Genomic DNA, 21,920 nt, shown 5'->3' with positions numbered 1-21,920 from the left:
CGCCCCGGCCCTCGAACGCCGGCTCGACGACCGTGTGGGTGAACGCCACCGACGGGCCCCGGCGCCGGTACTCGGCGTAGCCGGCGACCTGCCCGCCGACGAGGACCTCGAACCGGCCGGCCTCCCGGTCGTCCACGACGGCCGGTGCACTGCTGGTCACGCGTCTCCCTCCTCTCGCGGTCCGGGGTGCCGCACGGCTCCCGCCGGCCGGTCATCAGCGGCACAATGCCGACGTCCCCACCCCTCTCGGAAGGGACCGCGATGTCGGAGCAGCATGCAGGCGGACGGCTCACCGTGGGCGAGGTGATGCGGCCCCCGGTCACGACCGTGGAGAGCACCGCGCACCTCGCCGGCGCGGCCTACCTGATGAAACGGGCGCGGGACGGCGCTCTCGTGGTGCTCAGCGACCCCGAGAGCCGCCGCCCCGTGGCGATGCTCTGCGACGCCGACATCGCGCAGGCGGTCGCCGACGGGAAGAACCCGGAGGAGACCCGCATCACCGACCTGCACCGGCCCGGCCCGCTCAGCGTCGGCCCGGAGGTGACCGTGGCGGACGCCGCTGAGCTGATGCTGTCCCGAGGGGAGCAGTACCTGCTCGTGGTGGAGGACGGCCGGCTGACGGGCCTGGTCGACCTCGCCCTGGTGTGCCGCGTGCTGCTCGGGCGCCCCGCGGCGTAGCGGGGTCACCGCCGCCGCCGCCGCCGGTCGTCGTCGTCGACGAGCGCGAGCAGCACCCCGGCGGCCAGGCCGAAGGTGGCGTGCCCGACCACCCCGCGGGCGTGGCTCACCAGCGGGTAGGCGGTGAGCGTGGGCAGCGCCGTCCCCTCGTCGACCAGCAGGAAGGCGGCGGCCCCGACGGCCGGCCCGGCGACGAGCGGCGGCAGCCCCCGCCGGACGAGGGCCGCGGCGAGGACGCCGTAGATGACCCCGAGCGTCCGGTGCACCGCCACCCCGACGCGGCCGGCCGCGTCGTCGTCCAGGTCGCGCCCCACGGCGGTGCCCAGCTGCTTGCCGAGCTGCACCAGCGTGCCGCCCGGGGCGATCTCGTCCTCGCGGGCGCGGGAGGCGTCGTCCTGCCGGCGGTAGAACGCCGCGGTCGCGACGTCCATGGTGCGGCTCGCGGCGTAGCCGGCCAGCGCGCCGCGCCACAGGTGGGCCCGGCTCACCGCGACCCCGCCTCGACCGGTTGAGCGGCGCGCAGACGGCGCAGCGCGTACCCCGCGCTGACCACGGTCGAGACCATGAGGGCGACGTACACCCACGCCGCCGCGGAGTCCCACCGCACCACGTCGGGGTACCGCGCGAGCACGACCAGTTCGAGCGCGCCGAACACGGCGTAGGCGACCGCGGCGAGCCGGAGCCGGTCGAGGTCCCGGTCGCGCAGGGCCAGCGCGATGCCGACGCCGAAGGCGATCAGCCACGCCCCGACCGCGCGCGCCGTGAGCGGGGTGAGCGTCCAGGGCCACAGCGACGACTCCGTGGCCGGGGCGGCGTACAGCACCGCCCCCGCGACGAGGAAGACCGCGCCCTGCACCGCGAGCACCGTGGCCAGCCCGGCGGGCAGCAGCAGCCGGCGCGGCGGGTCGGGGTGGGGGAGCCGCTCCTGGGCGACCAGCATCGCGAGCATCCCCACCGGCACGACCACGTAGACGGCGAGCCAGAACCAAGCGGCCGCGTTCGCCACCAGGCCGGGGTCCCCGAAGTGGAAGCGGTCCCGGTGCAGCAGGGTGGCGGCCAGCGTGAGAACGGTGAAGACCAGCACGGTGGCGAACGGGATGCGGACGTGCGCCCACACCGGGGTGCGCAGCGACAGCGCGACGAGCACGCACCCGGCGGCGTAGGCGGCGCCGAGGAAGGCGGCGGTCGCCGGTGGCTCGATGGTCCAGGCGAAGTGGTCGGCGGTGCGCGACGAGCCGATGAACAGCGCGACGAACGCCAGCAGGGTGAGCGCGGTGAAGGCTTGCAGCATCCGGCGCGTGCCGGGGAGCACGGCGCGGGATCCGTGTGGACCGGTCATGAGCAGACCTCGGTGCGGTGGAGTACCGGACGGGCGGCGGGCCCGATGTCCCTTGACCCCCGTGCAGGAACGCCCTAGGCATGCTATGTGGCTGCGTCCGAGCCCGACAGCGATTACCTCCCCCGCGGGGCACTGGTCCTGGTGAGCCGGGACCCGCCGGTGCGCGAGCAGGTCGGGGCCGAGCTGCGCCGGCGCTACGGGGCCGACTACGCGGTCGCGGTGTGCGAGACCGGGGACGACGTCGCCACCCGGGTCGCGCAGCTGCGGGACGGCGGCACCCCGGTCGCCATCGTGCTGGCGGGGCTCGGCCCGGCCGACCCCGGCGGGCTCGACGTGCTCGACCGTGCGGGCACCCTGGCGCCGGGGGCGGTGCGCGCCTGCGTCGTGCGGTGGGGGGACCTGGAGACGGCAGCGCCGATCTTCGAGGCGATCACCCTGGGGCGGCTGGACGGGTGGCTCTACCGGCCGGAGCGGACCGGTGACGAGGACTTCCACCTCTCGGTCGCCGAGCTGCTCGCCGAGTGGGACGCCCGCCAGGGATCGGGCTACGAGGCGGTGCAGCTGATCGGCGAGCGGTGGTCGCCCCGGTCCCAGGAGCTGCGGGACATGTTCACCCGCAACCGGGTGCCGGTCGGCTTCTACGAGGCCTCCGCGCCGGAGGGCCGGGAGATGCTGGCGGCGCTGGGGCTGGAGCAGCCCGCGCTGCCGGTCGTCGTCCTGCGGTTCCGGCCGGAGGTGCCGGCGCTGACCGACCCGAGCGCGCTGGACATTGCCGCCGCCTTCGGGGTGCTCGAGCCGGTCGACGAGGGCACGCTCTTCGACGTCGTCGTGGTGGGTGCCGGGCCGGCCGGCCTCAGCGCCGCCGTGTACGCCGCGTCCGAGGGGCTGCGCACGCTGGTCATCGAGCCGCTGGCCATGGGCGGACAGGCCGTGACGAGCTCGCTGATCCGCAACTACCTCGGCTTCCCGCGCGGCATCAGCGGCAACCGGCTCGCGGCGAGCGCCTACCAGCAGGCGTGGTCGTTCGGCGCCACCTTCCTCTGGTCGCGCAGCATGGTCGGGCTGTCGGGCGCCGACGGCGAGCACCGGGTGCACCTCTCCGACGGGGCGACGCTGCGGGCCCGCACCGTCGTGGTGGCGACCGGGGCCGAGTGGCGGCGGCTGGAGGTGCCGGACCTGGAAGCGTTCCAGGGGCGCGGGCTCTTCTACGGGGCGGCGGTGAGCGAGGCGCAGGCGATGGCCGGTCGGCGGGTGCTGGTCGTCGGTGGGGGCAACTCCGCGGGGCAGGCCGCGGTGCACCTGGCCCGCTACGCCGAGCAGGTGACGGTGCTCGCGCGCAGGGGCCTCGCGACGACGATGTCGGACTACCTGGTGCACGAGATCGACGAGGCACCGAACATCGACGTCCGCGCGTGCGTGCAGGTCGTCGACGGGTCGGGCGGGCAGGTGCTCGAGGAGGTCGTCGTCGAGGACCTCGACACGGGGGAGCGGCAGGCGCCCGGCGCGGACGCCGTCTTCGTGCTCATCGGCTCGACGCCGGCGTCCGCGTGCCTCGGCGACTCGGTGGCGAAGGACCGGGCCGGCTTCGTGCTGACCGGGCCGGACCTGGGCGGCGCGACGCCGGGCTGGCCGCTGGATCGGCCGCCGATGTTCCTGGAGACCAGCGTGCCCGGCGTCTTCGCGGCCGGGGATGTGCGGGCGGGCTCGGTGAAGCGGGTCGCCTCCGGGGTGGGGGCGGGGGCGATCGCCGTCGCGCTCGTGCACCAGTACCTCGCGTGGGCCGCCGCGGCGGAGGGCTGAACCCGTGGCCGCCTACGTGTTCCGCGACGAGTGGCGGGTCGCGGCGGCGCCGGACGCGGTGCGCGAGGTGGTGCGCGCCGTCGAGGGGTGGCCGGGGTGGTGGCCGTCGGTGCAGAGCGTGACGCCGGTGCCGGCCGGCGACGGCGAGGTGTGGCGGTTCGTCTTCCGGACCCGGTTGCCCTACCGGATGCAGTTCGAGGCGCGGGTGCTGCGCGACGACCCGCTGCGCGGTGTGCGGACGACGGTGACCGGCCGGGTCGAGGGGGAGGGCCGCTGGGAGGTGACCGGGGTCGAGGGCGGGGCGGTCGTGGCCTTCGACTGGGAGGTGCGCCCGCAGCTGCTCTGGATGCGGCTGCTCTCGCCGCTGGGACGACCGGTCTTCGTCTGGAACCACCGGGCGCTGATGGAGGAGGGCGGTGAGGCGCTGGCGCGGCGGCTGGGCACGCGGCTGCTGGCGCCGACGGTGTGCGAGCCCGGCCTGGCGCCGGCGGTGGCCGCGGCCGCCGTGTGGCCGGCGGCGGTGCTCGGGCTCCGGGCGCTGCTGCGGAGGGCCGCGGCACCCTACGCCGCAGCCCGTGGCTACCTCTCGGTGACCGGGTCGAGCGGTCGTCAGCCCGCCGCGGGCTCGGTCGCGTGCCGCTCGGGGCGGAAGCTGACGTCCGGGCCGGGGAAGACCAGGCTGGTCCGCTCGTCGTCCGACCAGCGGACCAGGTAGGGCGGGCTGCCGTCGGCGTGCGGGATCTCGACGACCTGTCCCTCGCGGACGCCCTCGTCCACGTGCCGACTGTGCACGACCAGCCAGTCACCCACCCGTACCTGCACGACCGCCTCCCCGGTGCTCGGCGGGGGCCCAGCCTCGGCAGCGGTGAGCCACCCGTCCCCCCAGGGTGGATCGGGAGGAGGGCGGCCGACCACGGCCTTTGGTCCCGGGCCGCAGGGCCTCGGTGCCGTCCCGGCAGGGGTGCGGCTTCTCGTCACGCGAGGTGCGCCGCGTTAGCGTCCCGGGACCAGGCCGCTGCGACCGCACCCCCGGAGGCCCGTCGTGCCCGCACACCGCATCTTCTCGACCCCATTCGCCAGCGTCTACCCGCACTACGTGGCCAAGGCCGAGCGGAAAGGGCGTACCCGGGAGGAGGTCGACCAGGCGATCTGCTGGCTCACCGGCTACGACGCCGCCGGCCTCGCCGCAGCGCTGGAGGACGAGGTGGACTTCGCGGCCTTCTTCGAGCACGCCCCGGCGATGACGCCCCACGCGGCGCTCATCACCGGCAGCATCTGCGGGGTCCGCGTGGAAGAGGTCGAGGACCCCCTCATGCGCAGGATCCGCATGCTCGACAAGCTCGTCGACGAGATCGCCAAGGGCCGGCCGATGACCAAGGTGCTGCGCGGTGGCGACGACAGCCGCACCACGGTGCGGGCCCGCGCTACCGGGTGAGGCCGACCTCCAGGGACCCGCTCTCCAGCAGCCCGGCGGCGCGCCACGCCGCGACGGTGTCCTGGACGTAGGCCTCGAAGGACCGCGGTTCCCGGCCGAGCAGCTGCCGGGTCGTGCCGAGCTCCCGGCGGGAGGTCGGCCTCGAGATGCGGCGCAGCACGCGGAAGGACGCCGTCCAGTCCGCGAGCCGCTGCCCGCTCAGGTGGCGGGCGAAGGTCTGCACCATGACCGCGTCGTCGTCCCCGAGGTAGGCCACCGGGCGCCCCAGGGCCTCGGCCCACACCGCCGCGGACTCCCGCCCGCCGACGGAGCGCGGCCCGGCGACGTCGTAGGAACCTGGGGCGACGTCGCCGTCGACCAGCGCCCGGGCGGCGGCCTCGCCGACGTCGCGCAGATCGACCCGGTTGACGCCCTTGTCGCTGAGCGGCGTCACGTACCTGCCGGCGCGGATCTCCTCGGCGAACACCTCGTCGTTCTGCATGAAGTTGGCCGGGACCAGCATCACCGGGCGCAGCGGGGACCGGGCGACGTCGCGGGCGAGGGCGATCTTGCCGCGGTAGTGCGGCAGGATCCGGCCGAAGACGACGCGCAGCAGGGCCTCCTGCCAGCGGCTGCGGGCGTGCACGTGGACGCCGACGAAGACCAGCCGCACGCGCTCGGCCTCGCAGGCGGCGACGACGCCGGCGGCGAGGGCGCGCTCGTCGGTCTCTTGCGGGGAGACGTAGAACGCCGCCCCGGCGCCGTGCAGCGCCGCCCGCAGCGAGGCCGGGTCGCGGAGGTCCCCGCGGATGCGCCGGACGCCGGCCGGCACGTCGGCGCCCTCGGGGTCGCGGAGCAGGGCGTGGACGGTCGCGCCGCGGGACAGCAGGGCGGCGACGACCTGGCGGCCGACCTGGCCGGTCGCGCCGATGACGAGGACCGGAACACCCGGGGGGAGGGGGCCGGCGAGGACGGGAACGGGGGTGCGGGACGGTGCCACGGTGGTGCCTCTCGTGTTGCGGGCCGGGTCGGCCCCGGCCTCGGGAGGCAGCCTCGACGGGTCCGCTTGCGGCGCACTTGGCGCCGGCTTGCTCCGGACCGCGCACCTCCCGGTGTGACCCGCCGGCCGCACCCTCCGGCGACGGAGGCCGAGCAGGTCCACGGGTCACCGAACGGCGGGAGAGGCGACCGCGGTGTCTCGCCGATCCCGTAGACCGATGCCCCGGGCCCAGACGGCGTCCAGGGCGCGGGGTGGGAGCAGCGCCTTCATGACGAGGATCGACCGGGCGTCGGCGCCCACCAGGCTGCGCGGCCGCACCCGCCGGCGGCTCAGCTGGCGCTCGACGACGGCGGCGACCCGATCGGGTGGTTTGGCGCCGGACCGGAGCTTCGCGGTCAACCGGCGCTCGCCGGCGAAGTGGGGCGCGTACAGCACCCGGTGCTCAGGGGCGAGGCCGGCCTCGAGCTCGTCGATGAGCTGGTCCATCCCGTGCCACGGATCGGTGTCGACGACGCCCGGCTCCACGAGGCCCACCTGGACCCCGAAGGGGCGCAGCTCGACGCGCAGGCAGTCGGCGGCGGCCTCGGTCGCGTACTTGGAGGCGTTGTAGATGCCGGTGAACGGGAAGGACACCCGGCCGTTGACCGAGGAGACGAAGAGCACCCGGCCCCGGGCCCGGCGCAGCCGGGGCAGCACGGCCCGGGTCACGGAGAGCGGCCCGAACAGGTTCACGTCGAACTGGTGCTGCATGTCGGCCCGGGACAGCGTCTCCAGCGGTCCGGCCACCGCGACACCGGTGTTGTTGACCAGTGCGTCGAGCCGCTCGGGCAGCGCGCGGTCGAGCGCTGCCAGGTGCTCCGGGACGGTGACGTCGAGCTCGACAGGCGTGATCAGGTCGGACTCCGCGGCCAGGCCCTTGGCCGCGACGTCGCTGCGCACGCCGGCGTGCACCCGCCAGCCCGAGTGCGCCAGGCGGACGGCGATGGCCCGGCCGATGCCACGGCCGGCGCCGGTCACGAGGACGGTTCGAGTGCTCATGCACCGACCCTGGCGCGCACCGGCGCCGCGACGTCGAGTAGTGCGGTACCCGATCGGAACTCGCTAGCCTGCCCCCATGGAGCGGCCCTGGCCGCTCACCGGACGGGACGAGGAGCTGCGCAGGGTCGCGGCGGCCCTCCGGCCCGGGGCGGTGGGGATCGTGGTCGCGGGCCCGCCGGGGGTGGGGAAGACCCGGCTGGCCCGCGAGGCGCTGGCCGCGCCCAGCGGCCGGGGGACGACCGTCGTCTGGGCCCACGGCAGCACGGCCGCCCGTCCGTACCCCCTCGGCGCGTTCGCCGGCCTGCTCGACGTCCCGGCGGGCGACGGCGCGGACCTGATCGGCCGAGCGTTGGGGGCGCTCGCCCGGCAGCCGCACCCGGTGCTGGCCGTCGACGACGCGCACCTGCTCGACGAGCACTCCGCGATCGTGCTCCACCGCGTGGTGGTGCGGCGGCTGGCGCCGGTCCTGGTCACCCTCCGCACCGGGGAGCCGGCCCCGGACACGGTGACCGCCCTGTGGAAGGATGACCACGTCCCGCGCCTGGACCTGGCTCCGCTCGACGCCGCCTGCACCGCCGGCCTGGTCGCGCGGGTCGTCGGTGGGCCGGTCGAGCCGGGTTCCGCCCACCGGTTGTGGAGGCTGACCGAGGGGAGCCCGCTGTTCCTGCGGCACCTGCTGACCGGGGAGGTGGCGGCGGGCCGGTTCGCGCCGGCGTCCGGGCTCTGGCGGTGGACCAGCGAGCCGGCGGTCACCCCGGAGCTGGTCGATCTCCTCGAGCAGCAGATCGGCCACCTCGAGCCCGGGGTGCAGGACGTCGTCGACCTGGTCGCGCTGGCCGAGCCGGTGGCGGTGCCGACGCTGTCCGCGCTGACCTCGCCGGCGGATGTGGAGGCGGCCGAGGGCCGAGGCCTGGTGCGCACCGACGGGCTGGTCGCCAGGCTGGCGCACCCGCTCTACGGGGAGGTCCGCCGCGAGGTCATGGGCACCGTTCGCGCGCGCCGCCTGCGCGGGCGGGTGGCGCAGACCCTGGACGCGGCTCGGGACCCGATCCCGCGGGCGGTCCTCGCCCTCGACTCCGACCTGCCCCCGGATCACTCGCTGTTTCTGAGGGCTGCCGAGGCCGCGATCCGGGTGTACGACCTCCCGCTGGCCGAGCGGCTGGCCCGTGGGGCCGCCGCGGCCGGCGATCCCGCCGCCCGGCTGGTGCACGCCGCGGCGCTGTCCTGGCTCAGCCGCGGGGAGGAGGCCGAGGCGATCCTGGGCCACCTCGCCGAGACGGCCCCGGACGGCGGGACGCGCGCCTGGGCCGAGCTCCACCGCACGGGCAACCTGCTGTGGACGCTGGCCCGGCCGGAGGACGCCCGCCGGGCCCTGGCCGCGGCCGAGGCCACCGGGGCGGCCCGGCTCCACGTCGCGGGCATGTCCCTCGCCCTGGCCGCCGCGGGCGGGGAGGTCGAGACCGTGCTGGCGCGCGGCCGGGAACTGCTGCACGCGGAGCTGCCCGACGACCTGGCCCGGATCCTTGTCGCCTCCGCGGTGTCCGCGGCGGCCGCCGTCACCGGGGACCCCGGGCTGCTCGACGACTCCGCCGTGGTGGGTGGGCTCACCGCCGACCGGGTGCCCACGGGCATCCCCGGGTTCGGGCTCGCCGACCTGCAGGTGCTCGGGCACCGCCTCGCCGGGAGGCCCGACCGGGCGGACCGGCAGGCCCGGCGGATGCACGCCGCGTCGGCCGACCTCCCGGGCCCGGCCCGGCTGATGGGGCTGGTGGTCGCCGGGCACGCCGCCCTCGCCGGCGGCCGGGTCGGCGACGCGCTGCCCCTGCTGCGCGAGGCGTGGGCCGGGCTGGCGGAGTCGCGGCACGAGTTCCGATTCCGTTGCCGAACGCTGCTGGCGACGGCCTGGGCGCAGGCCGGTGAGGTGTCGCGGGCCGGTCCGCTGCTGGCCGGCATCGTCACCGGGCAGCACCCGGCCTACCGGCTGCACGCGCCCGACGACCTGCTGGCGCTCGCGTGGGGAGCAGCCGCGGAGGGGTCGGTGACCGAGTCGCTCCGCCACGCCGTCGCCGCGGCCGGCCTCGCTCGCCGGACGGGCGCCCCCGCCTACGAGGTGCTGGCCTGGCAGACCGCGGTCCAGTTCGGCGACGCGGCTGCGGCGCTGCCCCGCCTGACGGCCCTCGCCGGGCTGAGCCCCCGGGCGGCGGTGGCCGTCGCCCATGCCCGGGCCTGGGCGGAGCAGGACGGCGAGGCGTTGCTCGGGACGGCCGACGCGTGGGCCCGGCTGGGTGACGTCGTCGCCGCCGGCGATGCGGCGGCCCAGGCCGCCGACCTGCACCGACGGCACGGGCGGCAGGGGTCGGCCCTCTCCGCCGCGGCCCTCGCCGAGAGGATGGCCGGGCGGTCCGGCGCCCGTACCCCGGCTCTGGCGGTGGCGGTCCGCCCGCTGCCGCTGACCACCCGCGAGCGGGAGATCGCCGCGCTGGCCGCGCGCGGGATGTCCAACAAGCAGATCGCCGCGCGGCTGACCGTGTCGGTGCGCACCGTGGAGGGCCACCTCTACCGCGCCGGCCGCAAGCTCGGCGTCTCCGAGCGCACCGCCCTGGCGGACGTCCTCGGAGTCGGGTAGCGCACTACTCGCGAACCCGCCGCTCCGCCGGAAGAGGCTGTCCGCCTCACCCCGAGGAGGAGCCATGAGCACCGTCCACGTCCGGCCCGGGGAAGGCCGGCACCACCGCATGATCGACGGCGACCACATCGCGAAGGCCACCGTCCGGGACGCCGGCGGCACCTTCGAGGTCTTCGAGGTGGTCGCGCCGGTGGCGCCGATGGCTCCGCCCCACATCTCGCCGTGGGCCGGCGTGCTCTTCCTGCTGGAGGGCCGGATCACCGTGGTCGTCGACGGGGCGTCCCACGACGTGGAGCCGGGCGGGCTGGTCGTCGTCCCGGCCGGTACGCCGGCCACCTTCGGGGTCGTCGGCGGACCCGCCCGGATCCTGGTGGTCACCTCCGGCGACGGCGCCGGGCGGTTCTTCGCCGACTTCGCCGACACCGTTGCGGTCGACCGGCCGATCGAGGAGTCGATGCCGGCGATCCGGTCGGTGACCAGCCGCCACGGTGTCGCGCTCGCGGCCGGATGAGCCCGGCGGGCCCGGTCGAGGGCAGCGCCCCGGTCACGGGCGCGGCGAGCCTGTGCCCGGCCGTCACCTCGTGGTGCGGCGACATGGTCGGCACCGCCATGTCGGGACCACCGTCGGACGCCGGTGCGGCACGCCGAGGCCGTGGCCGCTCACCGGGAGCGGCGGTGGGCCAGCGTGGCGCGCTGACCTGCCAGGACGAGTGCCGCGCCGGAGAGCAGGTGCAGCGCCGTGGCCACGGTCGCGGCGCGCGAGGTGGAGCGACGCCCCCAGGTCTGCGGTTCGACGACGGTGCCGATCAGGCAGACGGACCCGATGCCGAGGCACACCCGAGCGGGCTGTTCCGACTCCCCACCGGCCCGGGCAGCGGCGGTCAGGGCCATGACCGGCATCGGCCAGGGCGCCATCGTGCCGGAGCCGTAGCCCCATGCCTGGTGCCGGGCGACCCGGCCGGGGAGCCGCCATCCGAAGGGCTCCCCGGCGATCTCCTCGCGCGCTCCGACCACGGCCCCGTATGCCGCCGTACCCGCGAAGAGGGAGGCGGCTGCGAGCATCGGCAGGTCCACGGCCGGCACCGTCCGTTCGTGGGCGTCATCGGGGGTGCTGGCTGCATCGTAGGAGCCGGGACGGGCTCCGGGGAGGGCTCCAGCAGTCCCGCGCGAACGGTCAGGAGCTCGGCAGGTTGACGGTGGGGGCGCCTGCCCGCGTCGCTCTGCCTCGTGCTGCAGTCGCGGCCGCAGCGTCCTGCCGTTGGCGACGAAGCCGAGGGTCCTGCCCTGCCGTGAGCCGGTGAGGCTCCAGTCCCTGAGCGCACGCACCGCGGTGGAGCGGGTGACCGGGATCGAACCGCATGGCCAGCTTGGAAGGCGGGACCTCCTCCGCGTCTGTCCTGATCAGCGCCTTGCTGTCGCGCCCTGACGTGGTTCGTGATCCACACATGAGCCAGGGATTGGCCCGACCCACCGCGGCAAAAGCTGCCACTGCCGCGCCCGGCTGGATGCCTCGAAGGCGGCCCCGGGGGCAGTGGCCTGGGCTGCCCACAAGCGCTCCATCGGGAGTGGCATGGCTGTCCGCCGTCAGGCGTGCCGCCGCGGTGCCGGGCCGGATGTGAGCCGGCCGGGCACCGCACAGCGAGGGATACACCGAGATGTCGGGCTGCCTCAAGAAGCGCTACCTATCCCGCGCAGTTGCCCTGCGGGCGCTCCGGGCGATCCGGAAGCGCCGCCCGCGGCCGCCTGTCCCATAGCGGGCAGCTACGGGGCACCGGACCGGCTCTCGAAGGGCGGTGTCCGCATGGCGTTGAAGCCCGTCGACCTGCACAGATGAGCCGCTACCGTGCCCTGGTGGCGTCGGAGGGCGACTGCGCTGTGGGGAGGCGGATCAGCGCAGCGGGGAGGGTGGCGACTCGACTACCTCCGGCGCCGCCGTAGCCCTCGAACCAGGCCACCTCGGCCATCCAGCCGTTCTCGTCTCGCCGCCACGCCCTCTGCAGGCCCGGCCACCAGGTGCCGTCCACGAGGACTTCCACGGTACGAGGGGCCTCGAACAGATGGACGTTCGCCACGCCTGCTCCGACAGGAGGCGGGACGGTGACCGGGGGCGGTTGGCTGGAGGCTGCCAGACCGGGCTTCCGGCCGGACGAGGAGACGAAGGAAGCCGCCGCGGCGACGACAGGTGTCAGGTCGACGCCGCGGGGAGCGAACCGGGTGACGACTGTCGGAACGCCCTGCGGGAAGTAGCCGATCCGGCGTCGCGCGAGGAGACGCAGGTCGGCGTTGGAGGGGACGCGAGCCCGCTTCTGCTTGTTGTGCCGTCGACACAGCGCCTGACCGTTCTCCACCATGGTCCAGCCGCCACGGCTGTGCGGATGGACGTGGTCGGCCTCCAGCTGCGTCGTCGCCGAGCACCGACCGGAGATCGCCTGAGGGTGCTCGCAGCGGTGACCGGCCCGCCGCAGAATCTCGGCCTTCTGCACCCGTGAGAAGCGGCGGACCGGATCCCGGTGACCGGGGTCTTGCGGCCGAGATCGGTGGTGGGCGAGTCTCCACGCGAGCGCGAAGAGTAGGGCGACGGTCAGGAGGCTCTTCCCCGCGCCGCCGGTCAGGAAGGTGACGATCTCACCGACGATGTCCTCCGCGAGTAGTGCACCTCTTCCCACGGACGGGGACGGTAGGCAGCCAATCGACGGTGGTCGTCCTCCGAAGGAGGGGCATCGACGGAGCCCGCCGCTCGGTGTGGCAGCGATGGGCCCGCGGCGCCCCACTCCCGCAGGGCTCAGGGCCAGGCCGGGCCTAGCAGGCGGCATGAAATGCGCGAATGCGTGGAGCGGGTGACCGGGATCGAACCGGCATGGCCAGCTTGGAAGGCTTGAGACCCCAAGCGCCATCTTCGCTGGTCAGTCCCGAGTCAGGCGGGTGCTGTGCCTTCCGTGTGCCTTAGCGGGCCAGGCTTGTCCCACGTTTCTCTCCTCGCGTGGCGAGTCTGGAAAGCCCAGTTCCCGTCGCTGTCGAGATCAGGAATGCTGTTCTGCTGCGGGCCTTGCCGTGGCCCGTCCGGTGTCCCGGCACCTCGCCGAGGAGGACAACGTGGTTGGGTCGAGCGGGGCCGCGATGGCCTTGGCCTTGTCGCTGTTGCTGGAGGAGTTCCTCCGCTTCTTCGGCTGGTGCGCCCTCGGCTCGTTCGCCCTCGGGGTGTGCGGGGTGGCGTGCTCGGCCATGGGTGCCAGACGGCGCAGTGTCGAGGTCGACCATGGCGCGCCGGTGAAGGACGACGCCGAACTCCGGCGGCAGGCCGCCAGGGGCATCGCCGAGCTCGAGCTCTGGCTGGTCGCGCAGCCGCCGCAGGCGCAGGATCCCGGCGACCCTGGTTGACCGTGACGCCACGGGTCTCGCGTGTGATATGGACGCGCGCCGGACTGGGTAATATGGTTGCCTCATGCAACAGCGCGTGGAATCGGGTGTCTCCGATCCGTTGGAGCGCATCGAACGCGAGCTGACCCTCCTCGTTCAGCGGGCGCAACGGGTCCACCTGCACGCCGAGTCGTCGGCGCAGCCGTTGGAGCGGTCCGCATATTTGATCCTCGGTCGTTTGCGCGACGAGGGTCCGCTGCGCAACGGAGCGTTGGCGGCGCTGCTCGGCCTCGACGCGTCGACGGTGAGCAGGCACGTAGCGTCCTTGCAGCAGGCGGGGTTGATCGCGCGGGAAGCCGATCCTGAGGATGGGCGGGCGTGCCGTCTGCGACTGACCGCGACGGGGCACCGGGCCGTGGCGGCCACTCGGAAGGCCCGCCGCGGCTTGGTCCGGGAACTACTCAATTCCTGGCCGGCGGATGACCGGAGGACTCTGGCCGCCCTGCTGGAGCGGCTGAACGCGGGGCTGGACGCCCGACTCGCCGGCGCGCGGACGGGCAATCCTCCATTGTCGGCCCAGAGTCAGATCCACGTCTCGGTCTGAGGGATTCCCTGCTGAGACGGTCGTTTCCCCCTCCCGCGGTTCGCTACAGAGAGGCCACACCCGTGAGTTCGACACCCGCCGACGGTCGGCACGGAACACGGCGCACCGCGCCGGTCATGCCGGCCCTGAGCCATCGCCAGATCCTGACCGTGCTGGTCGGGCTCATGCTGGGCATGCTGGTGGCGGCGCTCTCACAGACGATCGTGGCGACCGCCTTGCCGACCATCGTGGGAGAGCTCGGTGGTCAGGAGCAGCTGGCGTGGGTGGTCTCGGCCACCCTGCTGACCTCCACCGCCTCCACACCGATCTGGGGCAAGCTGTCCGATCTGTACGGGCGGAAGATCATGTTCCAGTCCGCCATCGGGATCTTCCTGGCCGCGTCCCTGGCCAGCGGCTTCGCTCAGGACATGGCCCAGTTGATCGCGTTCCGGGCGGTGCAGGGGCTGGGTGTCGGCGGGCTGATGGCGTTGTCGCAGGCGATCATCGGCGACGTCGTCAGCCCGCGGGAGCGGGGCCGTTACCAGGGCTACATCGGCTCGGTGTTCGGGATCGCGACCGTCGCCGGACCGCTGCTGGGCGGATTCCTGGTCGAGCACCTGTCCTGGCGGTGGACGTTCTGGGTGGGCATCCCGATCGGCGTGGTGGCGCTGGTCGTGACCGAGCGGGTGCTCCAGCTGCCGTTCCCGCGCAGCAGGCACGCCATCGACTGGCTCGGCGCGTTCTTCATCGTGGCGTCGGTCAGCGCGCTGCTGCTGATGCTGTCCCTGGGTGGCAAGGAGTTCGCCTGGAACTCGACCTGGACCTACGTGCTGGCGGCCGTAGCCGCCGTGATGCTGGTCCTGGCCGTCTGGCAGGAGCGCCGCGCCCGCGAGCCGATCATGCCTCCGCACCTGTTCGCCAACCACACCTTCGTCATCACCAGCCTGGCCGGCTTCGTCGTCGGTGTCGCGATGTTCGGTGCGATCATCTTCCTGCCGCAGTACCTGCAGATCGTCAAGGGGGAGTCGCCGACGGCGTCGGGGCTGCTGACGCTGCCGCTCATGGTGGGTCTGCTCGCCGCCTCGATCGGCTCGGGGCGGGCGATCACGGCCACCGGCCGGTACAAGATCTTCCCGATCGTCGGCCTGCTGATCGCCGCGGTCGGGCTGGGTCTGATGAGCCGGCTGGCCGTGGACACCTCGCTGGTGGTGGCCGGGCTGTACATGCTGGTCACCGGGGTCGGTATCGGCCTGGTGATGCAGGTGCTCGTGCTGGCCACCCAGAACGCGGTGGCGCAGAAGGACCTGGGCGTGGCCACCTCCGGGGCGACGTTCTTCCGGTCACTGGGCGGTGCCCTGGGGGTGGCGGTGTTCGGCGCGCTGCTGACCCATCGCCTTGCCGACACCATCCCGTCCCGCCTCGCCGAGGCCGGCGTCCCGGCCGACCGGATCGCCGGCGGAACTCCGACGCTGGGCAGCCCCGAGCAGATCGCCGCCTTGCCCGAACCCGTGCACACCGCGGTCATCACCGGCTTCGCCGATGCGCTGCAGACCACCTTCCTCGCGGCCGTGCCGTTTGCCCTGCTGGGCCTCGTGCTGCTGCTGTTCCTGCGGGAGACCCCGCTGCGCCGTCACGCGCAGGAGCACCCCACCGGGGAGAACCTCGCCGAGGCCTTCGAGACGGCGGTCGATCCGGACAGCGCTCGGGGGCACGGCGCGGACGACGCCGCAGTCCCCACCTCTTCCCACGGCCGGGCCGCGGCCGGCGCGCGGCGCCCGGAGGCGCAGCCGTAGGGGCCTTCCTCCGGCGTCGCCGAACGACCCGCATCGGCGCCGGCCCCGCCTGCGTGTCGGGGAGGCTCGGGGGTTCTCCGTGCATCCTCCCGCGTCCCCTTGCCCGGTGCGGCGGGCCGGCCCCTTCCTTTCGGCGCGGCGCCGCGGGATGATGGTTGCGGTTCGCAACCGCCCGAGTGAGCCGGGGATGCGATCTGGTACGGGTGCACGACCCCTGGGGAGAGGGGGCGGGGTGGAGTTCTACCTTCGAAGCAGGCTGTACCTCCTCGCCCTGGCGATGTGGCTGCTGGCCGCGGCCCGCCTCCTGCTGTGGTGTCTGATGACGGGCTGCCTGGCCATGGGCACGGCGTGGACAGGACGTCTCGCGGTGCTGACCGAGTGGCTGGCGGCCGGGCCGCCCGTCTGGCGGGGGCCGGATCGCCGGCAGGTCCTGATCGCGGTGGAGGCGGCGCTGGGGGTCGCCGCGATGGAATCCTGGCTGCGCGCCGGGTGTCCTCCGCCGCCGGCAGATCGCCCGGGCCGGCACCACACAGGACAGCCGGACGCCACCGACTGAGTCCCCGGCGGGTGTCTGTCAACCGGCTGCTGCGGCGCGACGCCGGAGAACGTCCAGCGCTCGATCGGCGTGGGCCTCCATGCGCAGTTCGCTGTGGATTACCGCCAGGATCCGCCGGTCGGGAGCGACGACGAACGTGGCGCGGCGCAGCGGCAGCAGGTGGCCCGGCGCCCGGGCCACCCCGAAGGCGCGGCACACCTCGCCCGTTACGTCGGCCAGCAGCGGATATCCCAACTCGTGGGCCTGGTCGAAACGCCCCTGCCGGTCCACGCTGTCCCGGCTGACCCCCACGACCCGTGCCCCGGCGGCGGCGAACTCCGCGGCCAGGTCCCGGAAGTGGCAGCTCTGGGCGGTGCAGCCGGGGCTCATCGCCGCCGGGTAGAAGAACACGACGACCGGCCCCTCGGCGAGCAGGCTCGAGAGCTCTACCGTCCGACCGGTCTGGTCGGGAAGGGTGAACTCGGGTGCCGGGGCGCCGACCTCGAGAAGTCCGGAGCGTGCCATTCCTTCCCTCCCCAGTTGCGCCGTCAGCCCAGGTCGAACAGGGGGCCGGTGAGCGTCAGGCCCAGGTCGGACCCGGCGAAGGCGAACAGCGCCAGAATCATGAGCGAGGCCCCGGCCAGCGCGAGGTCCTTGAGCAGCTGCGTCTGCTCCATCATCCGGGCCTGCGCGTCGGCGACCCCCCACGGGCCGTGCATGATCAGCGCGGTCGGCACCAGGAATGCGGTCAGGAACACGGCGCCGAGATCACCCCACACCCCGAACAGCACCATGAGGCTGCCGGCAATGATCAGCAGGCCGCTGCCCAGCACGAGGGCCGGGGCGATCGCCTTGGGCACGCCTCGCGATGCGGTGTAGCCGGCCATCATCGACGTGCGGGCCAGGTGCCCCAACCCGGACGCGAGGAACAGCGGAGCGAACAGGATGCGCCCCACCAGCACGAGCACGTCCATCACGTCACCTCGTAATCCGTACCCGGTACGTGGATCGACCAGATGAGACCGGGTCACTTACCAATGGTAAGTGACAATCTTCCCGAGCGACAGGTCTGCTCCGGAGCGACCGGCTGCATGCCGCGGGATCGGCAGGGCACTGGGGGCATCATGGGTCCATGCGTCCGGAGGTTCCGCCGTCCGCAGGCTGGCCGAGCGGCCACTGCCCGCGTCTGCAGGCGGTGATCGAGCTGATCGGCGCCCGCTGGACCGGCTCCATCATGCTGGCCGTGCTGGGTGGCGCGGAACGGTTCACTGACATCCGGGCCTGGGTGCCAGGGCTGTCCGACCGTCTCCTGTGTGAACGGCTGCGCCGGCTCGAGGGTGCCGGGCTCGTGAGGCGGACCGGCGCCGGACGGGAGGGAGCGGGGTATGCCGCCACCGAGCCGGCGCTGGCACTGATCCCTGTCCTGCGGCAGTTGGCCGCGTGGGCCGACCGGTGGGACATCGCCGGCTCCGCGCCGGAACACGGATGCGACTCCGGAGTGTCCCCGGGACACCCGTAGGTGCTCTGCAATCGACATCGGATCTCGACGGGACGATCTGCCACCGCCACACTTGCCGTGCGATGACAGGACGGTGAGCATCCGCAGAACCCGTTCTGGGTTCGTGAGTCCGATCGGTGTCCCGGCGGGACGGCGAGTGCAGCGCCACGATCACCGGCGACGCCGGCCGACGAGGACCTCGGCGTGCTCACCGCCGATCTGCAGGCGGCGCCGGACGACGCGGCTCTCCCGGGGGGACGACGGCAGGGATCGGAGGGGTCGGCGCCGAGCAGGAGGAGGCCTTCGCCGACCTGGGCCTGGCGCTCGCCGCCGCCGTCGCCATCGATGAACGGTGCGCACCGTGCGATGGGCAGCAGCGCCGCGGCGGTGACGGTCCGTTCCGGCCGGGGGGTGTCGCGTTCGCCCTCGCGCAGGAGCCAGAGGGTGATCAGGCCGTCGAGGGTCGCGCTGAGGACCTCCGAGGCGCCGTGCCAGCGTGCGTGTGGGCCCTACTCCGGCCCGCGCGTGTGCCGGACGGTTTCAGTCGGCCCGCCAAGCAAGGGTGGCCGACACGGCGGCGGAAGCGGCGCTCAGCCGCCGTCCCCACTGCCGCAGGTTCCGCCCGCGGGCCGACGTCTGCGTGGTCGTCCTGCCGGGAGTGCCGGCGCTCATCGGCTCGGGGTCGACACCGGTTCCTCGGCGCCTTGCGGCTCTGACGCGGCGGCGTCCTGGCTCTGCCGGTCGAGTTGCTGCAGGAGCTTGTCGCCTTCCACGTCGAGGTCGGGCAGGATGCGGTCCAGCCATCGGGGCAGCCACCAGGCACGGTCGCCGAACATGGACATCACCGCCGGGACCAGGGTGAGGCGGATGAGGAAGGCGTCGATGGTGATGCCGATGGCGAGCGCGAAGCCCATCTGCTTGACCATCGGGTCGGCGTTGAAGATGAACCCGCTGAAGACGGCGATCATGATGACGGCCGCGGCCACCACGACCCGGCTGGCCTGGGTGAACCCGTCGACCACGCTGTCGGTGCCGTGGTGGCCGTGGACGTGGGATTCGCGCATGGAGGAGACCAGGAAGATCTGGTAGTCCATCGCCAGGCCGTACAGCACGCCGGTGACGATGATCGGCAGCATGCTCATCACCGGCGTGGTGGTGTCGAACCCGAAGACCTCGTTGAGCCAGCCCCACTGGAACACCGCGGTGGTGGCGCCGAAGGTGGCCAGGATGCTGAGCAGGAAGCCGGCGGTGGCCTTGATCGGGACGAGGACCGACCGGAAGACCAGCAGCAGCACCAGCAGCGACAGGCCGAGGACGACGGCGAGGTAGAGCGGCAGGACCTCGGCCAGCCGCTCGGACATGTCGATCCCGATGGCGGTGAGGCCGGTGACGCCGAGGTCGATGCCGAACTCGCCGGCATAGCGATCGGCGCGGTCGCGGATCTCGGTGACCAGTTCCTCGGTGGCCTCGTCGGTCGGTCCGCTGGCGGGGATGACCGACAGCACCGCGGTCGCGCCGTCCTGACTGAGCCCGGCCGGGATGGCGCTCTGCACGCCGTCCAGCGCGCCGAGGTCCCCCACCACAGCCTGCAGGACCTGCTGATCCAGGGGTGCGCCGGGGTCGGTGGAGCTGGCGACCACGACGAGGGGGCCGTTGAAGCCCTCCCCGAAACTCGCCGCGACGGCGTCGTACCCCTCCCGCTGCGGCGTGCCGCTGCTGTAGCTCTCCGCCGAGGGCATGCCCAGCCGCATGCCGGTCATCGGCACGGCCAGCAGGGCGGTGACCGCGACGACGGCCAGAACGACCAGCAGGCGGTGCCGCACGACGAAGCCGGACCACCGCCGCGACGGGGAGTGCGACCGGTCGGCATGACCGGCCGCGCGACGGCGGGCCGCGGGCGAGCAGATCCGCTCCTTGAGCAGGCCCAGCAGGGCCGGCAGGAAGGTCAGCGCGACGAGAACGGCGACGGCGACGGTCGCGGCGGCGATCAGGGCCATGACGCTGAGCAGCGTGATGCCGACCACGAGCAGGGCGGTCAGGGCGATCACGACCGTGGTGCCGGCGAAGAAGACGGCGCTGCCGGCGGTGCCGACCGCGCGGGCCGTGGCCTCCTGCGCGTCCAGCCCCTTGTGCAGGATGAGCCAGCGCTGCCGGTTGACGATGAACAGGGCGTAGTCGATCCCGACCGCCAGGCCGAGCATGAGTGCCAGGACGACGGAGATGGAGTTGAGCTGGAACAGGTGACCCAGGGCGAAGGCCCCGCCGATGCCGGTGGCCACTCCGACCAGGGCATTGGCCAGCGGCAGGCCGGCGGCGACCACGGAGCCGAGGGTGACCAGGAGCACGAGGGCCGCGACACCGACGCCCACGATCTCCGCGATCCCGATGACCTCGGGAATCTCCTGCAGGGTGGCGCCGGGCAGGACGGCGATGTCGGCGGCCTCCGCCGGGCCCTCCGCGGCCGCCACCGTGTCGCCGACCGTCCCGGCGGGTAGCTCGAAGAGCTGGTCGGTGAACTGGAACTGCAGGAGCGCCACCCGCCCGTCGGGGGACACGGTCACTCCGAGCACCGGCTGGCCGTCGACCACGAGCATGCCGGCCGGCGGGGCAGTCGGCGCCTGCTCCGGGTTCCCCGGCGGGCTCCCACCCGGGGGGGCGGGGGCGCCATCGCGCTCGGATTGGGCGGCGAGCAGCTCCGCCGGGTCGACGACGTGCTCGACGGCATAGACGTCCGCGACCGACTCGGCGACCGCGGCGGCCAGGCCGGGCGAGTCGAGGCGCTCGCCCTCGGGCGCCTGGAAGACGATCGAGCCCTGTCCGCCGGCCGCCTCGGGCAGCTCGCGGCCCAGCTGGTCGATGACCTCCTGCGCCGGCGTGCCGTCGATGCGGAATTCGGTGCTCAACCGCGGCGGATTCAGCACGAGAGCGCCGATCAGGAGCGCCAACAGCAGTACCCAGGCGCCGATCGCGCGGAGCGGGTGGCGGTAGGCGGCCCGTCCCACGCGGTAGAGAAACGTCGACACGGGTCCCCCTGGCTTGTCTCACTCGACGACCATGATCATCGAAGTGATAGTCAACTATCAGGCGGGACGATAGCATCGGCCGGACGACGACGCGGCGGACCCTGATGACGGCACCCCGAGAGGACGCGATGGCCGACGAGGCGGTGAAGAGCCGGCGACGCGACGCGACCTCCAACGCAGGACGCCTGATCACCGCCGCGCGCAGCGTCTTCGCCCGGGACGGGCAGGCGTCGCTGGAGGAGATTGCCGCCGAGGCCGGGCTTGGCATTGCCACCCTGTACCGGCACTTCCCCAACCGCGACCTGTTGGCCCGCGCGGTCTACCGGTCCATCTTCGACACCGAACTCGTTCCCCTGCTCACCGAGTCCTGTGCCGAGAAGACACCCAGGGCCACTTTCATGGCGATCGCCGACCGCCTGTTGGACCTGGTCGACAGGGAGCGCGGGCTCATCGCGTCCTCGGCGAACTTCGCCGTGCTCACCGACGAGCTGTTGCGGGACTTCGTCGACCCCTTCGCCGTTCTGCTGCGACGGGCCCAGGACGCCGGCGAGATGCGAGCCGACCTGCAGCCCCACGACATCCCGCGCGTCTTCAGCATGCTGCTGGTCGGTCTCTCCACCCCCCGAGCGACCCCCGCCGTCCGCCGCCGCTACCTCTCCCTGGCCTTCGATGCGCTCAACCCGCCGGGCGCTGAGCCGCTGCCGCCGCTCGACGAGCAGGACGCCATTGACGGGCTCCGAACCGGAGTGGCCACGCTCCGCATCGCCAGTTCCCTGTCCGGCCGCGATGAACGGTCCTGACCCGAGGGTCTCGCACCCTCGAGGTCCGTCATGTCGATCCGTAGAGCGGCCGGCAGGCGGGGACCCGAGCCTGGGGCATGTCCCCGATCGAGCAGACCTGCTCGAGCTGGTCGAGCGGTTGGCGCTGGTACTGCGTCGACTGGCCATTCCCCCCATGCCGGCGCGCGTGCTGGCCTACGCCCTCGTCGCCGATCACGACATCCACACGGCCGGAGAGTTCGCCGAAGATCTGCGTGTCAGCCCCGCCGCCATCTCCGTTGCCATGCATCAGTTGATGGACCTCGGCCTCGTCGAACGCACCAGAGAGCCAGGCGTCCGCAGCGACCTCTACTCGCTGGCTCAGCCCCGATCCACCATCGAATAGGCGTGTGGCTGCGCGTCGGAAAGCACGAATGCCCCTCTGACCAGGGACGATGTGGCTTGTCGAAGGTCTCAT

The 21,920-nt window shown here is 73.7% G+C and carries 24 protein-coding genes; 13 read left to right on the top strand and 11 right to left on the bottom strand.

Annotated features, from left to right (window positions below):
* Positions 1–136, bottom strand: a 136-nt coding sequence (locus E9529_RS22985; RefSeq protein WP_374201363.1) for a GNAT family N-acetyltransferase, incomplete at its 3' end; no start/stop codon positions are given.
* A gap of 170 nt (positions 137–306) precedes the next feature.
* On the opposite strand from E9529_RS22985, the gene E9529_RS17055 reads away from it, so the two are divergent.
* On the top strand, positions 307–678 hold the full coding sequence (locus E9529_RS17055; RefSeq protein WP_236832467.1) for a cyclic nucleotide-binding/CBS domain-containing protein: 372 nt from the start codon (positions 307–309) through the stop codon (positions 676–678).
* 5 nt (positions 679–683) lie between these two features.
* Here the strand turns inward: E9529_RS17055 and E9529_RS17050 are convergent, their stop codons facing one another.
* Positions 684–1,166: a hypothetical protein gene (locus E9529_RS17050; protein ID WP_236832466.1), complete on the bottom strand. Its 483-nt coding sequence runs from the start codon at positions 1,164–1,166 to the stop codon at positions 684–686.
* On the bottom strand, positions 1,163–2,017 hold the full coding sequence (locus tag E9529_RS17045) for a hypothetical protein (protein ID WP_236832465.1): 855 nt from the start codon (positions 2,015–2,017) through the stop codon (positions 1,163–1,165). The genes E9529_RS17050 and E9529_RS17045 overlap by 4 nt, the downstream gene beginning before the upstream one ends.
* A gap of 87 nt (positions 2,018–2,104) precedes the next feature.
* Between E9529_RS17045 and E9529_RS17040 the strand changes: the two genes are divergently transcribed.
* The gene (locus E9529_RS17040) at positions 2,105–3,817 is read left to right on the top strand and encodes an FAD-dependent oxidoreductase (protein ID WP_236832464.1); all 1,713 of its coding nucleotides are present in this window, start codon (positions 2,105–2,107) and stop codon (positions 3,815–3,817) included.
* A gap of 4 nt (positions 3,818–3,821) precedes the next feature.
* Entirely contained in the window at positions 3,822–4,532 is a 711-nt protein-coding gene (locus E9529_RS22795) for an SRPBCC family protein (RefSeq protein WP_236832463.1), read from the top strand.
* Here E9529_RS22795 and E9529_RS22790 read toward each other — a convergent pair.
* Positions 4,427–4,732, bottom strand: coding sequence for a DUF1918 domain-containing protein (locus E9529_RS22790; RefSeq protein WP_308195302.1), 306 nt, complete (start codon positions 4,730–4,732; stop codon positions 4,427–4,429). The genes E9529_RS22795 and E9529_RS22790 overlap by 106 nt on opposite strands.
* Before the next feature lie 127 nt (positions 4,733–4,859).
* On the opposite strand from E9529_RS22790, the gene E9529_RS17025 reads away from it, so the two are divergent.
* Complete coding sequence (locus E9529_RS17025) at positions 4,860–5,252, top strand: DUF2200 domain-containing protein (RefSeq protein WP_236832462.1); 393 nt, start codon at positions 4,860–4,862, stop codon at positions 5,250–5,252.
* Here E9529_RS17025 and E9529_RS17020 read toward each other — a convergent pair.
* Together E9529_RS17020 and E9529_RS17015 are read right to left on the bottom strand one after the other, a co-directional pair.
* Positions 5,242–6,231 carry an SDR family oxidoreductase gene (locus E9529_RS17020; protein WP_236832461.1) on the bottom strand — a complete coding sequence of 330 codons (990 nt, stop codon included), beginning with the start codon at positions 6,229–6,231 and terminating at the stop codon, positions 5,242–5,244. The two genes, E9529_RS17025 and E9529_RS17020, sit on opposite strands and share 11 nt — an antisense overlap.
* Positions 6,232–6,396: 165 nt before the next feature.
* Positions 6,397–7,269, bottom strand: coding sequence for an SDR family oxidoreductase (locus E9529_RS17015; RefSeq protein ID WP_236832460.1), 873 nt, complete (start codon positions 7,267–7,269; stop codon positions 6,397–6,399).
* A 76-nt stretch (positions 7,270–7,345) separates the two neighbouring features.
* Here E9529_RS17015 and E9529_RS17010 point away from each other — a divergent pair, with 76 nt between their 5' ends.
* Positions 7,346–9,895, top strand: a complete 2,550-nt coding sequence (locus E9529_RS17010; protein WP_236832459.1) for a LuxR family transcriptional regulator — start codon at positions 7,346–7,348, stop codon at positions 9,893–9,895.
* Positions 9,896–9,959: 64 nt separating this feature from the next.
* Positions 9,960–10,406 (top strand): cupin domain-containing protein, encoded by a 447-nt coding sequence (locus E9529_RS17005; protein WP_236832458.1) that lies wholly within the window; start codon positions 9,960–9,962, stop codon positions 10,404–10,406.
* Positions 10,407–10,555: 149 nt separating this feature from the next.
* Here E9529_RS17005 and E9529_RS17000 read toward each other — a convergent pair whose 3' ends face one another.
* Both E9529_RS17000 and E9529_RS16995 read right to left on the bottom strand, forming a co-directional pair.
* A complete protein-coding gene (locus tag E9529_RS17000) occupies positions 10,556–10,969 on the bottom strand; it encodes a hypothetical protein (protein ID WP_236832457.1) in 414 nt (137 codons plus the stop codon).
* Between the two features lie 764 nt (positions 10,970–11,733).
* Positions 11,734–12,561: an HNH endonuclease gene (locus E9529_RS16995; protein WP_236832456.1), complete on the bottom strand. Its 828-nt coding sequence runs from the start codon at positions 12,559–12,561 to the stop codon at positions 11,734–11,736.
* 397 nt (positions 12,562–12,958) lie between these two features.
* Here E9529_RS16995 and E9529_RS16990 point away from each other — a divergent pair, with 397 nt between their 5' ends.
* The 4 genes from E9529_RS16990 to E9529_RS16975 all read left to right on the top strand — a co-directional run bounded on the left by E9529_RS16990 (position 12,959) and on the right by E9529_RS16975 (position 16,184).
* Positions 12,959–13,273 carry a hypothetical protein gene (locus E9529_RS16990; RefSeq protein WP_236832455.1) on the top strand — a complete coding sequence of 105 codons (315 nt, stop codon included), beginning with the start codon at positions 12,959–12,961 and terminating at the stop codon, positions 13,271–13,273.
* Positions 13,274–13,337: 64 nt separating this feature from the next.
* Positions 13,338–13,856, top strand: coding sequence for a MarR family winged helix-turn-helix transcriptional regulator (locus E9529_RS16985; RefSeq protein ID WP_236832454.1), 519 nt, complete (start codon positions 13,338–13,340; stop codon positions 13,854–13,856).
* Positions 13,857–13,972: 116 nt separating this feature from the next.
* The gene (locus tag E9529_RS16980) at positions 13,973–15,628 is read left to right on the top strand and encodes an MDR family MFS transporter (RefSeq protein WP_236832453.1); all 1,656 of its coding nucleotides are present in this window, start codon (positions 13,973–13,975) and stop codon (positions 15,626–15,628) included.
* 232 nt (positions 15,629–15,860) lie between these two features.
* Positions 15,861–16,184: a hypothetical protein gene (locus E9529_RS16975; protein ID WP_236832452.1), complete on the top strand. Its 324-nt coding sequence runs from the start codon at positions 15,861–15,863 to the stop codon at positions 16,182–16,184.
* 18 nt (positions 16,185–16,202) lie between these two features.
* Here E9529_RS16975 and E9529_RS16970 read toward each other — a convergent pair whose 3' ends face one another.
* Together E9529_RS16970 and E9529_RS16965 are read right to left on the bottom strand one after the other, a co-directional pair.
* On the bottom strand, positions 16,203–16,688 hold the full coding sequence (locus E9529_RS16970) for a peroxiredoxin (RefSeq protein ID WP_236832451.1): 486 nt from the start codon (positions 16,686–16,688) through the stop codon (positions 16,203–16,205).
* 23 nt (positions 16,689–16,711) lie between these two features.
* Entirely contained in the window at positions 16,712–17,137 is a 426-nt protein-coding gene (locus E9529_RS16965; RefSeq protein WP_236832450.1) for a DoxX family protein, read from the bottom strand.
* 221 nt (positions 17,138–17,358) lie between these two features.
* Between E9529_RS16965 and E9529_RS16960 the strand changes: the two genes are divergently transcribed.
* Positions 17,359–17,682 (top strand): helix-turn-helix domain-containing protein, encoded by a 324-nt coding sequence (locus E9529_RS16960; RefSeq protein ID WP_236832449.1) that lies wholly within the window; start codon positions 17,359–17,361, stop codon positions 17,680–17,682.
* Positions 17,683–18,329: 647 nt separating this feature from the next.
* Here E9529_RS16960 and E9529_RS16955 read toward each other — a convergent pair.
* A complete protein-coding gene (locus tag E9529_RS16955) occupies positions 18,330–20,684 on the bottom strand; it encodes an MMPL family transporter (protein WP_236832448.1) in 2,355 nt (784 codons plus the stop codon).
* Positions 20,685–20,812: 128 nt separating this feature from the next.
* Here E9529_RS16955 and E9529_RS16950 point away from each other — a divergent pair, with 128 nt between their 5' ends.
* The gene (locus E9529_RS16950; RefSeq protein WP_236832447.1) at positions 20,813–21,484 is read left to right on the top strand and encodes a TetR/AcrR family transcriptional regulator; all 672 of its coding nucleotides are present in this window, start codon (positions 20,813–20,815) and stop codon (positions 21,482–21,484) included.
* 118 nt (positions 21,485–21,602) lie between these two features.
* Positions 21,603–21,848: a MarR family transcriptional regulator gene (locus tag E9529_RS16945; RefSeq protein WP_236832446.1), complete on the top strand. Its 246-nt coding sequence runs from the start codon at positions 21,603–21,605 to the stop codon at positions 21,846–21,848.
* The last annotated feature ends 72 nt before the right edge of the window (positions 21,849–21,920 follow it).

This window comes from Blastococcus sp. KM273128, assembly GCF_021698975.1.
GTDB lineage: Bacteria > Actinomycetota > Actinomycetes > Mycobacteriales > Geodermatophilaceae > Blastococcus.
Note: the sequence above shows the minus strand (reverse complement) of the source record. Positions and strands in the feature narration are given on the sequence as shown.